The 14,679-nt window shown below is 44.1% G+C and carries 10 protein-coding genes and 1 pseudogene; 3 read left to right on the top strand and 8 right to left on the bottom strand.

Translation table 11 applies throughout. From position 1 onward, the window contains the following. Nucleotides 1–69: 69 nt before the first annotated feature. Nucleotides 70–1,242, bottom strand: a complete 1,173-nt coding sequence (locus OCV52_RS18775; protein WP_137407050.1) for a DUF3541 domain-containing protein — start codon at nt 1,240–1,242, stop codon at nt 70–72. Nucleotides 1,243–1,527: 285 nt separating this feature from the next. Here OCV52_RS18775 and OCV52_RS18770 point away from each other — a divergent pair. Together OCV52_RS18770 and OCV52_RS18765 are read left to right on the top strand one after the other, a co-directional pair. Then, nucleotides 1,528–2,881 (top strand): annotated as a pseudogene (locus tag OCV52_RS18770) (diguanylate cyclase domain-containing protein). Nucleotides 2,882–3,044: 163 nt separating this feature from the next. Continuing rightward, nucleotides 3,045–4,700: a DEAD/DEAH box helicase gene (locus OCV52_RS18765; RefSeq protein WP_137407051.1), complete on the top strand. Its 1,656-nt coding sequence runs from the start codon at nt 3,045–3,047 to the stop codon at nt 4,698–4,700. Between the two features lie 627 nt (nt 4,701–5,327). Here OCV52_RS18765 and OCV52_RS18760 read toward each other — a convergent pair. Further along, nucleotides 5,328–6,860, bottom strand: a complete 1,533-nt coding sequence (locus OCV52_RS18760) for a DUF3612 domain-containing protein (RefSeq protein ID WP_137407052.1) — start codon at nt 6,858–6,860, stop codon at nt 5,328–5,330. A 169-nt stretch (nt 6,861–7,029) separates the two neighbouring features. Here OCV52_RS18760 and OCV52_RS18755 point away from each other — a divergent pair, with 169 nt between their 5' ends. Further along, nucleotides 7,030–7,629: an aldolase/citrate lyase/malate synthase family protein gene (locus tag OCV52_RS18755; protein WP_137407053.1), complete on the top strand. Its 600-nt coding sequence runs from the start codon at nt 7,030–7,032 to the stop codon at nt 7,627–7,629. Between the two features lie 135 nt (nt 7,630–7,764). On the opposite strand, the gene OCV52_RS18750 is transcribed toward OCV52_RS18755, so the two are convergent. From OCV52_RS18750 to OCV52_RS18725, 6 genes are all read right to left on the bottom strand, one after another. Next, nucleotides 7,765–8,781 (bottom strand): GGDEF domain-containing protein, encoded by a 1,017-nt coding sequence (locus tag OCV52_RS18750; RefSeq protein WP_137407054.1) that lies wholly within the window; start codon nt 8,779–8,781, stop codon nt 7,765–7,767. 422 nt (nt 8,782–9,203) lie between these two features. Continuing rightward, nucleotides 9,204–9,416, bottom strand: a complete 213-nt coding sequence (cspE, locus tag OCV52_RS18745) for a transcription antiterminator/RNA stability regulator CspE (protein ID WP_004740083.1) — start codon at nt 9,414–9,416, stop codon at nt 9,204–9,206. A 361-nt stretch (nt 9,417–9,777) separates the two neighbouring features. Next, nucleotides 9,778–11,055, bottom strand: a complete 1,278-nt coding sequence (locus OCV52_RS18740) for a cytosine deaminase (RefSeq protein WP_008217300.1) — start codon at nt 11,053–11,055, stop codon at nt 9,778–9,780. A gap of 9 nt (nt 11,056–11,064) precedes the next feature. Then, a complete protein-coding gene (codB, locus tag OCV52_RS18735; protein ID WP_032498227.1) occupies nt 11,065–12,303 on the bottom strand; it encodes a cytosine permease in 1,239 nt (412 codons plus the stop codon). A gap of 704 nt (nt 12,304–13,007) precedes the next feature. Further along, nucleotides 13,008–14,231 carry an HlyD family secretion protein gene (locus OCV52_RS18730; RefSeq protein ID WP_137407055.1) on the bottom strand — a complete coding sequence of 408 codons (1,224 nt, stop codon included), beginning with the start codon at nt 14,229–14,231 and terminating at the stop codon, nt 13,008–13,010. Further along, nucleotides 14,225–14,575, bottom strand: a complete 351-nt coding sequence (locus tag OCV52_RS18725; protein WP_102424698.1) for an MFS transporter — start codon at nt 14,573–14,575, stop codon at nt 14,225–14,227. Before OCV52_RS18725 ends, OCV52_RS18730 begins: the two co-directional genes overlap by 7 nt. Nucleotides 14,576–14,679 lie beyond the last annotated feature (104 nt).

The raw sequence follows: 14,679 nt of genomic DNA, 5'->3' as shown, positions 1-14,679 counted from the left end.
AGGTATTAAAAAGCCGCATGCCTTAAAGGTGTGCGGCTTTTTGGTTTTTTGTCGTCTGGCTTAAGTGTTCTATTTATTCTCAACGAGCCCGTAAGGAATCGTTTTAAATACCTTTGGGTTCCCTTTAAAGGTTGGTGCTTCATTCACTTGTTGCCAGTCAAGCAACATGATTGCCAATACGTTGCGGTGCTCTCCATATTCAAGATCAAAATCACCGGTGATTGAAGGGATCATACCGCGCTTCTTATCAATCGAGGATTGGATAGCAAGTCGAGTCTTCTCTACCACTGGATCATCTTCAAGGCCTGCCAATAGGAAGGTTAAGCCAACCTCGGCAATAACATCTTCTTTGGCACGCAGCAGGATAGTATCGATGTTCTCTCTAAAGTAATCGTAGATCCATTGGTGTTCTTGTTCGCTGACCTGATGTTGATAGTACTCAGAGTCACCGAAGATGACGTGTGTCATGCCGTAAATCTTATTGCCAAACTGTTGGCTAGAGAGCTTCTTATCCTTGTCGTCAGGGTAGGCTTTTTTAAAGGTCTCGACGAACTCATCAACCACATCTTGCTCACCCAGTTGGCGCAGCCAATAAACCTGATTAGCGAGCTGAGCTGCCCACGCTTTCACCATGTCTTCATTGGTTACATAACGAGAAAAGTCATAGCGACGAATGATTTCGCGTAGCTTGGCATCGTTCTTGTGTTCCAAACCGTATTCATTGGCACGTGCCATAGAGCCAAGAAGATCAACGCCTAGATATAGATATTCGGGCATATGCTTGGTGATATTGTAACGTCGTACACTGCGCTCATCGTCATCACCGACGTAAGAAGCAACACGTTTCTCTGAATAAAGGACGATTTGCTCCATGGTGTGAACATCATTCGACAGGCTGCTGAGCTTACTCGCCACGCGAGCCATATCGCTCCATACCGCTGCTGCGTATTTATCATCTAATGTTTGACGATACATGCGCAGTCCGTAATGCCCCTCTTTAAAGGCCGGAAGCGTGTAAAGCTGGCTTTCATAGGTCTGACGAATCAAGTCGGCTGATTGTTTGAAATATTGTTCTTGAGAGTAGAGCGATTCAGTTTGCGATTGAACAGTTGGTACGCTTGTTGCGGTATAGTTCTCTTGTACTTCAACCGCCCCGTTTGTTTCAGAGGAAGCTTGTGCGTGGAACGCAATGGCAACAGAAGTTGATAATAAGGTGCACAGAGTGAGAGTTTTTAACTTCATATGAGTAAAGTACCAAGCTGATTAATCGTGAGTATAAAATAACACTGATGAATCCTTTAATGTAAGGTTTGGGTCAATACAATGTAAGCTTTATAAGGCTCATTTAGGTTTTTTGATTGAGTAATCAGTGTAGTTAACTGGCTATGAGTGATGAATGACTCAATAATGAGTGTAGACCAGACTTAAAGTGTGGATTTTTAATCGCTTGTCGGCATACTGAAAAAACAAGCCAGAAATGAGCCGATTAAAGGCAGTAAACAGAACAATAGTGTTAGAGGTTCTCGAATGCCAAGTCGTTTTAGCAAGCAGTGGCCTGCCAAAGTATTATCGTTGTTATTCTTCTTTGTAGTCGTGAGTGCAATTGAGCATTTTCACGCCAAGCAATTGACCTTTCTTAAAAATGAATCGTATTCGGTCGCCAAAAAGCAACTATCTATTATCCGATCTCGTATAGAAGCGACGATCGTGTCTGACATGTATATTCTCAATAACTTCTCAACACTTGTGACGATCAATCCTAATGGAGACCAAAAGGTTGGGACCAGATTGCTCAGAACATCATTCGAGATGGCTTCCACATTCGCTTAATCGGTCTCGCTGAGAACGATGTACTTAATTTTGTTTATCCACTGGAAGGCAACGAACAAATCCTAGGTATTGACTATCGAGACCATCCAATTCAATGGGAGTCGGTTGAGATTGCTCGCAACATAGGTAACACCTTTATTGCGGGTCCTTTTGATTTGTTCCAGGGTGGGCAAGCCTTAATAACAAGAACCCCTATCTTTAGAGATCCTCCTTTTAACCAAAACTATTGGGGCGTATCGAGCGCGGTTATCGACCTAGATGCACTGTTAGAAGATGTAGGTGTTGGCAAAATTGAAAACAAATATAACTTAGCCATTCGCGGTACAAACAGTGCTGGTAAAGATGGTGAGGTGTTCTATGGGACGCAAGAGGTGTTTAGTAATGCCTTTACTACCGAACAGGTAAACTTTCCTTACGGAGGTTGGTATTTGGCGTTATCGGGTAATGACCACGTACTGATGGATGTGCCTTGGTATCGAATCCATAGTGTTAGGCTGATTGGGTATGGGGTGATGCTGATTCTTATGGGCGCTTACTTCATGATCTATCGCCTTTATCGTATTGCTGATAGCCGTTCAATGCATGATGAACTGACCATGTTGCCAAATCGACGCTACTTTATGTATAGCCTCAAGCAAGCATTCAAAACGGTTCAGAAGCATCGAACGAAGACTTTCGCCGTGGTGAATATCGACCTTGATGGTTTTAAGGCGATTAACGATACTTATGGTCACGCGGCAGGTGACAAGGTATTGATTGAGTGCGCCAAACGAATCAAGAGTATGCTACGCACCTCAGATATTGTTGCGCGTATTGGTGGTGATGAGTTTTTGGTACTGCTGCCACGCATTATTGATGAGGAACACGTGGCAACCATTACGCAAAAGCTACAGGCGCGATATGCGAAACGCCAGTGGTTTATGAAGCACACTCGTTTTATCTCAGAATCAGTGTGGGGTGGGTCGTTTATGACGACAGCTTTAATGATGTCGATGGCCTGTTGAAAGCCGCTGATGAAAAAATGTACGAGCAGAAGCGTCAGATAACCTAGAAAGAATCTCAGTTGCGATTAGAATTTAGTTGCTGAATGTGGGGAAAAGCCTCAGAATACCGCGCTTTGCTACGTATCAATGATTTGATCAGCAAAAGCTGCAGCGGCACGTTCTTGTACTTTGTCGCTCATACTAAATGTTATTCAACTGAGAAAATAATCTATGAGTTTTACCTCCCTTGGCCTTTCAGAACCGATCCTTAAAGCTATTGAAGCACAAGGTTACGATAAGCCATCACCAATCCAAGAGAAAGCCGTGCCAGCTGTCCTAACAGGCAAAGATGTGATGGCCGCTGCTCAAACAGGGACAGGTAAAACTGCAGGTTTCACACTACCTATTCTTGAGTTGCTATCAAAAGGCCCTCGTGTACGTCAGAACCAAGTTCGTGCACTTGTGTTAACACCGACTCGTGAGCTTGCTGCGCAAGTGAATGGCAGTGTTGTTAAGTACAGTATCAATCTACCTTTGACTTCGAGTGTGGTATTCGGTGGCGTAAAAATTAACCCTCAGATGCAAAAACTGCGTAAAGGCAGTGATGTGCTGGTGGCAACACCGGGTCGCTTGCTTGATCTATACAACCAAAATGCTGTGCGCTTCGATCAACTTGAGATTCTAGTCCTAGATGAAGCGGACCGTATGCTAGACATGGGTTTCATCCGCGATATTCGCAAGATCTTGGCTTTCTTACCTAAGAAACGTCAGAACCTACTGTTCTCTGCAACCTTCTCTGATGACATCCGTAGCCTAGCGAAAGGCTTGGTTAATAACCCGGTTGAAATCTCAGTAAGCCCTGCAAACTCGACGGCGAAAACGGTTGAACAGAGTATCTACCCAGTAGATAAGAAGAAAAAGAGCCCAATGCTTGCGAAGCTTATCAAAGACAATGATTGGCGTCAGGTGCTGGTATTTAGTAAAACTAAGCACGGTGCTAATAAGCTGGCTCGTTTCCTTGATGAGCAAGGCATTACCGCTGCACCTATTCATGGCAACAAGAGCCAAGGTGCTCGTACTAAAGCGCTAGAGAACTTCAAAACGGGTAAGGTACGCGTGTTAGTCGCAACTGATATCGCGGCTCGTGGTATTGATATCCCACAACTGCCTCAAGTGGTTAACTTCGACCTTCCACACGTTTCAGAAGACTATGTACACCGTATTGGTCGTACAGGTCGTGCGGGTGAAGTAGGTAAAGCAATCTCATTGGTTTGTGCGGATGAAGTTGGTGAGCTGTTCGGTATTGAACGTCTAATTCAACAAGTGCTAGAGCGCCGTGAACTTGAAGGTTTCTCGCCAGTAAACAAGCTTCCGGAGTCGCGTTTGGATACACGTCCAATCAAACCTAAGAAGCCGAAGAAAGCAAAACAACCACGTGAACACTCGGATGGTCAACGTTCGGGCGATAATGCTCGCGGTCACAAGCCTGCAGGTAAGAACAAGCGCCATGTACCAGGCACAGGGTCTGCACCAAAACGCAAACCGACACAGGGTAGAAAGCCTGCTGAAAACAACCCAGCCGCTATGGGGGAAGAGAAGTCAGTAAGAAACAATGGCAGCAACTTCAAGCGCGGGAATACAGGTAAGAAGCCAGCTTCGAACCACTCTAATTCACAAAGCCACTCTGGTTCACAAAGTAATCCTGGTTCGCAACGCAAGCCTGGCTCGCAAAACAGTCAGGGTAAAGTGGGCGACACGGGTAATGCTAAGAAATCTGGATACGGTGGCAGCTACGGCCCAGGTAAGTCATCGAATAAGCCTTCAGGAAACAGACCTTCGGCGAACAAACCGTCTCGATCTCGTTCGAAGCCTGCGCCTCAGAAGTAAGAATTTCTGCTGCTAGCGCCATAAGCAGAGTGTTGCTTTCTTGAAAGCCTAAATCGCTCTGCAACAGCACTGAGATAAACGCGAATATTGATGATCAATGTTCGCGTTTTTTTATGCGTGTGGTATTGAAAAGTGGTAGGCTGAAAGGGATGTTAAACTTATTGAATCTATTGAAAAAGAGTAATTTAACTCAAGGTTAATCTGTCTTTAATAAGTTTTTAATAACAACATAATCACTAGCGTTTTTGTTGATATTTGCAATTTGCAATTCCAGTTTGCAAAACAAACAAGAATTTACGGCTAATACGTGTCCAGATGCGTAATAAATAGGGGGTTTTAAAGTTGGCACGCATGCTGCATTAGTAACGGTGACCCTTCTTAAGCCGAGGGTCACCTAGCCAACTGACGTTGTTAGTGAATCTTTATTGTTCACACAAAATATATGACCAATCACCTTTTTGTGATTGGTTTTTTTTTGCCTGAATTTGAGGTTCTATTTTTGATTTGCTTTTTACTCTCTTCCAAAACTAAGCAAACCGAATTATCCATTAACCCTAATTAGCTCAGCTTTGCTAAGCAAAACAAGCAGAGCATGAATGCTAAGACACATGCCCACTGGTTTCGCTATTAACTCTCACCGCACTTTGAATAACAGCTTGGTTGGCGTGGGCACTCTCCGCCTCTTGAGCAGATAAGCCTCGCCTCTGTTTCTATCCCACGTTCAATCCAATTTATATTTAGAATCTTGGCTATGGTCGTGAGATCTTTCTTGATGTTACGTGGGATCGCTACAGAGCCGCCATTGTCAACGCATGAAGCTTTTAGCTGCTCTGCTATTTCTCTTGAATTACCGCCTTGGGCATCAATCGCAGGGTTGAGGTCTATGCCGGCACACAATACGCGATTGTTACCCGCCGGATCCGTCATGTTGATGGATTCGCAACAGTAGATTCTTGGCTCGTCACCCACGTTTAAAATGGAGATTTGAGCTGAGCTACCCGCACGAGGCTCTGATAATCGACGGAACACAGCCCAATGCTGACATGGGTCGGCCACCGTTCTCATATTCCCCCAAGGCAGTGGAATCCCGTTCCCGCGGTATACCGCCTTGAGTTTCCCCGGTCCATAAGCATCAAAGTAGTGCCAATGAGGGTAGGGGGAGACTACCGTCATTCGTCGCATCGCAACAGAGGGGGAAACCCCTGCTCTTTGGTGGACATCGATTTCATAACCGGTACGGTCAAGCAATTGTCTGAAAGGAACCTTCGGGCACAGCAGAGCACCAGCAAAGAAGCTGGATTCAAAATCTCGCCACGCTTGCAAAATATCTTGAGAGTTGAGTTGAGAAGACCCTGATACTTGGTTGTCGTCCCATGTGTTGTTATTTCCCACCGACAACACACTCTTTAACCCTTCTTTGCTATGCAAAATGCAATGGCCGATGTAAACCGACAAGTCGTATTTTAAACGCGTTGGATATTCTTTGAGGATTTCATTTAAGAAGATGGTACCAGGCGGTTCAAAAAAGGACGTTACCAACTGTTTGGCGTTGATACCGAGCTCATCGACTACGTCTTGCGGTGTGCGTGTTACCCAGCGGATGTTGATTCCGAGGCTTCTAGCGATGTCTATTAGGTCTTCTATGCTGAGGTTGAGTCGTTTTAGGCCCACCTCTTCAGCAGCCCGCTCAAGGTCAGGGAAGTGGTTCTGGTGGCTCTCTTGGTGGGCTCTAATTAATAGATGTGCGAATTGGCGCCCAGAGATACCTGTTTGCGACAACATCTCAGGTATCGCAATTTGCAGGATGTCGTTAGAGAAAAGGAAGCTGGGCTCCAGAGCCATACCGCTAATCCCGCCTCGATTACCTTTGTCGGGAGCAATGGCCTGCTGTTCTGATTCATCGTCAAGAAACCATGTTGGGCTCTTTTGGAAGACCTGAGCAATCACTTCGAGCATATCGATGCTTGGGACTCGCTTTCCACGTTCAATCATAGAGAGGTAAGAAACGGAAGGTGCATACTCTGGGTTGATTCTAATACAACGCGCAGACAGATCTTCCATCGTTAAATGGTTACGCTTCCTAAGGTTACGTATCTTCGTACCTAGGAAATGTGACTGACGAACTAAACTTTTTGACAAGGCCATATTTGTAAAATTCACATTGTAAAATTTTTGTTGTGAAATTGTATGTAAAAAAGCGCTAATCTACAAACTAAGCAATTCACAAAACGATAAATAAATTAAACGTTCGTTTGGAATAATTGCTCTAGGACACATTTTTGCGTTAAAAATCGGTGGTTTTCACCGGACTAGTCAAGAGGGAAAGACTATGAATATGCTTACATTCGATAAAACAGAAATCCAAAAACAATCAAAGCCATTTATCGCTGAAGCTGTCTTTGCCGTGGAGACAATCAGTGCAAACCAGCAAAATGAGAAGCAAGTGAAAGCAAAGCAACTGCTTGACCGTCTATTTCCTCTTGAGCATGGCTCTCACCAAGACGTAACGAGCTACGTAGTCGATTACCGTCATATCATGGCTTACTTCAAAGACGGACAGCATAGCGGCCTAAAACACCCTAAGCACTTTGTAGCCTACATGGGGGAGAAGAGCGACCCTGATTCAATCTTGTTCCGTGATGGTAGCGGAAGCCACTTAGAAGTGATGTTTGGTTGTCACAAAGGTACTGGCTGCATTGAACTGGTAGAGATTGATGATATCCAACTGGAATCGTGCACGACATTCGGTCAAGCTCCAACTGAATCAACGAATACCACTTTACACCAAGAAACTATTGCTGCGATGCGACACTGGATCAGCCTAGTTAAAGGTGATGAAAAGGGTAAACCAAAGGCGTGTAGTGAAAATAAAGAATTTAGAGCAAAAAGTGGTGAGGACTACTGCCTAAATTACTGTTTCCAAATTTAAAGCCGAGCCTTCAGCGCTCTGAATCAAGGGCATAATAAACTAAAAGCCCCAAAGGTAATGCCTTTGGGGCTTTCTAATTTCAATAAAGGCGAACCACGCGTAATTCGGTTAAATAGCCTGGACCAATGATGGTCCTTATAGAGGCATAACTCGATTACGGCCAAGTGTTTTGGCTTCGTAAAGCAGCCTATCGGCGCGTTCGATCAGCGATTGAGGGGATTCCCCTGGTTCAAGCTCGGCCACACCAAAAGAGGCGGTAATATTACCGACTTGTTCACCACTGCGACGATCTTTAATCGACAGCTTTTCTAACGAACGACGGTTAGTATCAGCAAGTTGACGTGCGATACGCATGGATTTATTTGGCACAATAAGTGCGAACTCTTCACCGCCAAATCGATATGCTGAAATACCCTCACGACAACTTAGCTTAAGTTTGCGAGCAATACCTTTTAGAACCATATCACCAAACAAGTGACCGTAGGTGTCGTTGAAATTCTTAAAGTGGTCGATGTCGAGCAAGATCAAACATAGAGATTGGTTGGCTTCACAGAGTGTCTCTAAATCTCGGTCGAAAGAGCGACGGTTATACAGTGTGGTGGTGCTGTCAAAAAGCGCGTCTTTTTGAACTTCAACAAGCTGGCTCTTCAGCTTAGAGATTTCAGAAGTGGCCGAGTTCAGTTGAGAATTTAAGAATTGGGTCGAGTGGCGAATGTTTCGAGACTCAGAAACAAGCTGACGTACCAGTGACATCACTTCGTCGATAGATAGGCTTTCATTTTCAACGCGAGACAGGTCTTCAAAACTTTTGTCGATCATATCCGAGAAAGCCGAAGTATCCGTTAGCGTATCATTCATAGAGTTTGATACTTCAGATACCAACAGCTCTAAGTTAGCGCGCAGATCATTGATATTGGTTTCAGATTTGCTGGCAACGTAGTTGTTGTAAAGTTGATCACCGACTGCTGGGGGGCAGATACCATAATGTTCCAGTACCCCATCCATATCTTTAGTCAGTTGCGGGATCGCATTATCGACATAGGTGTACCAAAGTGCGTAATTTGCAGGTGTGGTCGACACCCTATTCTTCATCATAAGAGGCACCGCTTTCTTTAGATTAGCGGTGGATTTCTGAAATTCGTCTTTGTTCATTATTTTTACTGCAGATATCAAACCAACTAAAGCCACTTGTGGACAAGGTTAGCGGATTTCGAGGAGCTTTGCTTTAAAAATTATATAATTAATGGATGAGGGTTGGATAAATTACTCATTTTTATTATGAATATCGATTGCGTACTTATAACGGCGATCTAATGGATTGTTCTTTAACCAAATTTTGAGTTATTCACTTTGCAACAGCGATGTAGATGTCAGTACTGAAGCTAGGCAAGGATTTGGAGAAATTACGCTTTAAGTGGGTGAGCCAAAGTTAGTGCGTTTGTTAGAGCAGCGAGTGATTTAAGCGTGGTGTAGAGGAAGTGCTCAGTAGTAGGAGGGGGCAGAAATTTTTCGACAGATAGAAAAAAGCGCCGATAAAAATCAGCGCTTTAAAATTCTTTTTAGCTAAATGCTAATTATTGAGCAACAACGTTTGCTGCTTGTAGGCCTTTTTGACCGTTTTCAACTTCGAAAGAAACCTTTTGGCCTTCTTTCAGAGTTTTGAAGCCTTCAGAAACGATAGCACGGAAGTGTACGAATACGTCAGCGCCGCCGTTGTCTTGAGAAATGAAGCCGAAACCTTTCTCTTCGTTAAACCATTTTACAGTGCCAGTATTTGTGTTAGACATAATTTGTCCCTTATTCATAAATTTTCTAAATTGTTGATTGCATTCAATGCAATGCGCTGATAATTGAATTATTTAATATTGCTAAGAAATAAGGAAAAACTACTTACAAAAACGGGTAACGATTTTACATGTCAATTTTTTACTATTCATCTAACTTAAATAACTCCGGCTAACAGAGCGAGTGCATGTTAACACAGTCTTTCGAGATGTACACACATTGATTGCGAAATCAGTGTTTTTTTTGTCATACCGTACGAATTAACAAGAAACACACTGAATTAGTGATAGTTTTGTCTCTTCGCCAACATAACAAAAGGAAGCATCTCAGCTTCCTTTTATTCAATAGTAATTATAGACGATATTAGCGTTTAAAGCTTACATCTTCCGTCTTATCTAGATTAATTTTTGTTTTCGCCGGCTGAGTCTCCGCGATCACTTTGCCGTGACGCACTGAGTACTGCACAGGAACTTGGCGGCGCACTGCATCAAAGCCATTCTCTGCAGGAAGAATCAGTAGGCTACCAGGCTTACCTTCTTCGATACCATAGTTGTTTTGAATGTTCAGCGTGCGAGCCGAGTTTTTGCTAATTAAATCAAGCGAGTTGTTGATTTGGTCATAGCCCATCACTTGCGTCACATGTAGCCCCATATGGAGTACTTGAAGCATGTTTGCAGTGCCTAATGGGTACCATGGGTCGAACACATCATCGTGACCAAAACAGACGTTGATGTTCGCTGCTAGCATCTCTTTAACGCGAGTCACGCCACGACGTTTAGGGTAGTCATCGAAGCGGCCTTGTAAGTGAATGTTCACTAACGGGTTTGCAACGAAGTTGATGCCAGACATTTTCAATAGGCGGAATAGGCGAGATGCGTAAGCACCATTGTAAGAGCCCATCGCTGTCGTATGGCTTGCTGTTACCTTTTCGCCCATTTCGAACTTATGAGCTAGGGCTGCCAGTGTCTCAACAAAACGAGATTGTTCGTCGTCGATTTCGTCACAGTGAACGTCGATGAGACAGTCGTATTTACGTGCAAGTTCAAATACATAGTGCAGCGATTCAACACCGTATTCACGAGTGAACTCAAAGTGTGGGATAGCACCGATAACGTCAGCACCGATCTTCACAGCTTCTTCAAGAAGTTCTTTGCCGTTAGGGTATGAAAGAATGCCTTCTTGAGGGAATGCGACGATTTGGATATCGACCCACTCTTTCATCTCTTCACGCACTTCAACCATCGCTTTTAGCGCGACTAACGTTGGATCAGACACGTCTACGTGAGTACGAACGTGTTGAACACCGTTAGCAATTTGCCATTTCAATGTTTGCTTAGCACGAGATTTAACGTCTTCAATCGACAGCAGCTCTTTACGCTCAGCCCAACGCTCAATGCCTTCAAACAAAGTGCCAGAGATGTTCCAGTTTGGCTCACCAGCAGTTTGAGTCGTATCAAGGTGAATGTGCGGTTCACAGAAAGGAGAAACCGCAATACCGCCTTCTGCATCAAGGATATCGCCTTGATGATTGATTTGCGCGTCATTATCGAGAATGCGAGAAAATTGACCATTTTCAATCAGAATCTGTTTCAAGCCTTCTTGGTCTTGAAGTTTCGCGTTCTTGATTAATAAGGTTGTCATAGTGTGTCCTTAAGCGGCCTGAGATTTCAGAGCTTTTTTATTCAATAGAGGGTTTAGCACTAGGTAACTGATTGCACCACCTAACACGGCGTTCAAAGGAACAACGCCAGGGAGGAAGTGACCTGCTGCTACGCCTGTTGCAACCGCGATAATGCCAGCCCAGTTAACGGTTTGGAACTCCGCATTTGCAAAATCTTTGTAACGTTTACGGTTCGCGAAGAAGTCGGCGATGATAACGCCACCAATTGGTGGAATCGCTAGCGAAAGGAAGGTTAACCAGCCAACAAAGTTGTTGTATAACCACAGCGCGAAAATCGTACCGATAATGCCGTTAATGATAGACATTGTAGTACTTGAGCGGCCTGTGATGTTAGAGAAGCCTAGGCCTGATGCGTAAAGCGCGTTTTCGTTGGTCGTCCAGATATTTAAACCTAGTACGATAATCGCAGGCAGTAGTAGACCTTGAGCGATCATCACATCTGAAATGTCCGCTTGACCTGTTGCTGCTGCACCAGCCGCACCGAAGATGAACATCAGCGAGTTACCGATGAAAAACGCGACCATGGTAATCAGTACTGCGCTCGCTGGTTTCTTACCGAAGCGCACGAAGTCAGCCGTTAATGTACCTGCACTAACAAATGAACCGACAACCATAGCTAAGGCCATTGAGAAGTCCATTGGCGTTTCTGGCTTGATAAGTTGTAGCTGCTCTAAACCACCAACACTGTCTACGGCTGTCAGTACTGAGTAACCACCCAGAATAGCAATAGCGGGAACGGCGACCGCTGACAGCACCATGAGCGCTTTAATACCGAAGTACACAGTACCTGTCATTAGCAAACCAGATACGATGATTAAGGTGTTGGTATCAATGCCTGTCGCTTTTTGTACTGGAATCGCGAACATCGCTACACCTACGCCAAACCAACCGACTTGTGTGCCACCAAGTAGAGCAGAAGGAAGCCATGAGCCTTTAGTACCGAAAGAGAAACGAGCAAGGAGGTGAGTAGAGAGGCCAGTAGATGAGCCGATGTAGCCAAGAAAAGAAGTGTAAATACCGAGAATTAGGTTACCGATGAGAACGGCGAGGAAGAAATCGTTGAATGAAAGGCCTGTCCCGAGTGAACCACCTGTCCACATACTTGCAGAGAAGAAAGTGAGTCCAAGCATTACCATGGTGAGTGAAGCAACTCCTTTCCTAGCCGATGTTGGAACCGGCCCTAGACTGTAGTTATTATCAGCAGCCATTTTTTAACCTCCGCAAATGATCAAAATTAAAATTAACGGTCGCCGTATTGCAGGCAAACGTGCGCATTATGGTGATATAAATCACATAGTCAATGCTAATTTTGTCAATAGAGCCGGCTTAAAATCAGTTTTCTTGTCAATTTCTATATAAAACATACGGTAATTTTTATGATTTGTTTCGTAGAAATTAATAGAAAACGTTTTCTATAGCGTATTGGGTGTCTACTAGTGATGGTTGACTATGAATGTTGATTGTTATGCGATTGAATGGGTGTCTGTATCGAGGGGGGATTGGTTAGCCAAACGACAGGTAAAAAAATAGCCAACCGCAATAATCGCGATTGGCTTATATATTTTGTGAACAAGAATAGGTTCACTAACAACGTCAGTTGGCTAGGTGACCCTCGGCTTAAGAAGGGTCACTAGATTACATTGCAGTTAGTGTGCCAACTCTAATAACCTTGATTATCGGCTGTTTGATAGCAATTTGGTGCGTATTTAAGCGCTTTCTTAGCATTTTGAAATTGAGTTTTTGCGTAATGCGAATGCATTTTGCGAATTGGTATTAGTTTGACGATAAATGGTAGGGGGGCAAGCTGTTGGCTCTTCTTTCTGAGTTAAGCTTATTGGTTTGTATTCAAGAAACGAAAAGCCCGAGTGATCAGTGATCACTCGGGCTTGGTGTTTCTAATCCATGAAGGTGGTTAGATAGAGTAGAAGAAGTATAGCTGAGACTTCATTCTGATGATGATGCCACGGATAACATCCAGGAAGGCCATAAAGCTAATTGGCTTCTCACCACTAACCCAAGCAAGCCCTACTGAGCCGACAGGGATGTCGTAACCTTCTGTTTCATCAATCTTCAAACGAACGAAGTGGTGCTTGTTCTGAAGGTTTCGACCTGTGGTTACTCGAACCTGTTCATCGATACCTAATAAGCTGGCTTGTGCCTCACCCGTTGCTTCCACAATTCCTTCTACTGTCGCAGAGAAGATTTTCCCTGGGTATACCGCTGTTGCGAACTCCGCAGGCTGACCGACTTTGATGTTGCGAATCGCTTGGTGGTTTACTCGCATTAACACGTATTTCTCTTCGGTATACATTTGTATACGAGGCATCATCGAAACACGTTGCCCTTCACGAAGAATAAAGTTGGTAACAAAGCCATCTGATGGCGCCGTTACTTTGGTACTATTTAAGTCCCATTGCGCTTGTGCCAGTGTCGCTTTTGCAGATTCGACTTCCGTTTTTTGCTTACTAACGTTGGTCTCTGCTTTATGGATGTTTAACTTGGCGTTTTCCGCATCTACTTCTTTTTTACTCAACTGAGATTCAAGCGTAGTGACGTTGTGTGTTGCTAAGTCCACCTTTGCGGTTTGTTGGTCGATGTCAGACTCTGTAATGGTGTGTTCAGCCACACTGTTTTGCTTTTGATAACGATCCAGTGTCTTAGACTGCAAAACTAAGTCGGTCTTTGCTGACTCAATTTGTGCTATCGAAGCTTTGATGTCTTCAAGCGCTGATTGGTAGCTGACTTTTGCGATACTGACTTCTTGACGAGCGGTATCTAGAGCGACCTCTGCTGACTCTAACTGAACCTGTGCCTTGTCTCGAGCGATCACATATTTGGTGTCGTCGATCTCGTAGATCAATTGCCCTTCAGCCACGTCTTGGTTCGGGTGAATATGTACCTTCGTGGTTTTCCCAGACACATTGGTTGAATCTGGACGCAATTGAATGTGTGGCGATTGAACCACAGAGCCCCCAGACAAATCCATTGGCGTTAAGTTAATCAGTCCGACCCATACAAACATCAGCCATGATGTACCTCCAAGGTAAGCAAACGCTTTTGTGCCTTTGTTCCAAGGCATACCAATCAGTCTCAATAAATAGATGAACAGCGCCCAAATTGCTAAACCTTCTAACATGTTTGGTTCTCCTCACCTTTAGTTTTAGTCGTGGTTGAATCTTTTGGTGTTGGTGGTGCTTTCCATGTATCTCTCAGGTTGATAATGGCTTTCTCCATATCAACGAATGCTAAGATCACGGCGAGTACCCATACCCAGTGCCATAAAAATCCAATCCATGTGAGTGCTGTGATCAAACCGAGTTGTTGATGCTCTTTACTGTGAGCTTTATTGATTGGTAATTCATGAACACGCCAGAACCCGTAACATGCGGCGGCAATGGTTGCGACCAATACAACCCCCGCAACTACGTGTAGCGCTGTATCAGCGCCAGTTCCGACAAATGGGACACTTACTAAACTCATTGATAAACCCTAAGCTAAATTGAGCGCTGAGTGTGATAGATATCCGATTTATAGGTTGCAAATTTACCAATTACTTCAATAATGGCAGGTAAATGATTTGATCT

This window comes from Vibrio chagasii (assembly GCF_024347355.1).
Lineage (GTDB): Bacteria > Pseudomonadota > Gammaproteobacteria > Enterobacterales > Vibrionaceae > Vibrio > Vibrio chagasii.
The sequence above is the reverse complement of the archived record's forward strand: the minus strand, read 5'-3'. Positions and strand labels throughout refer to the sequence as shown.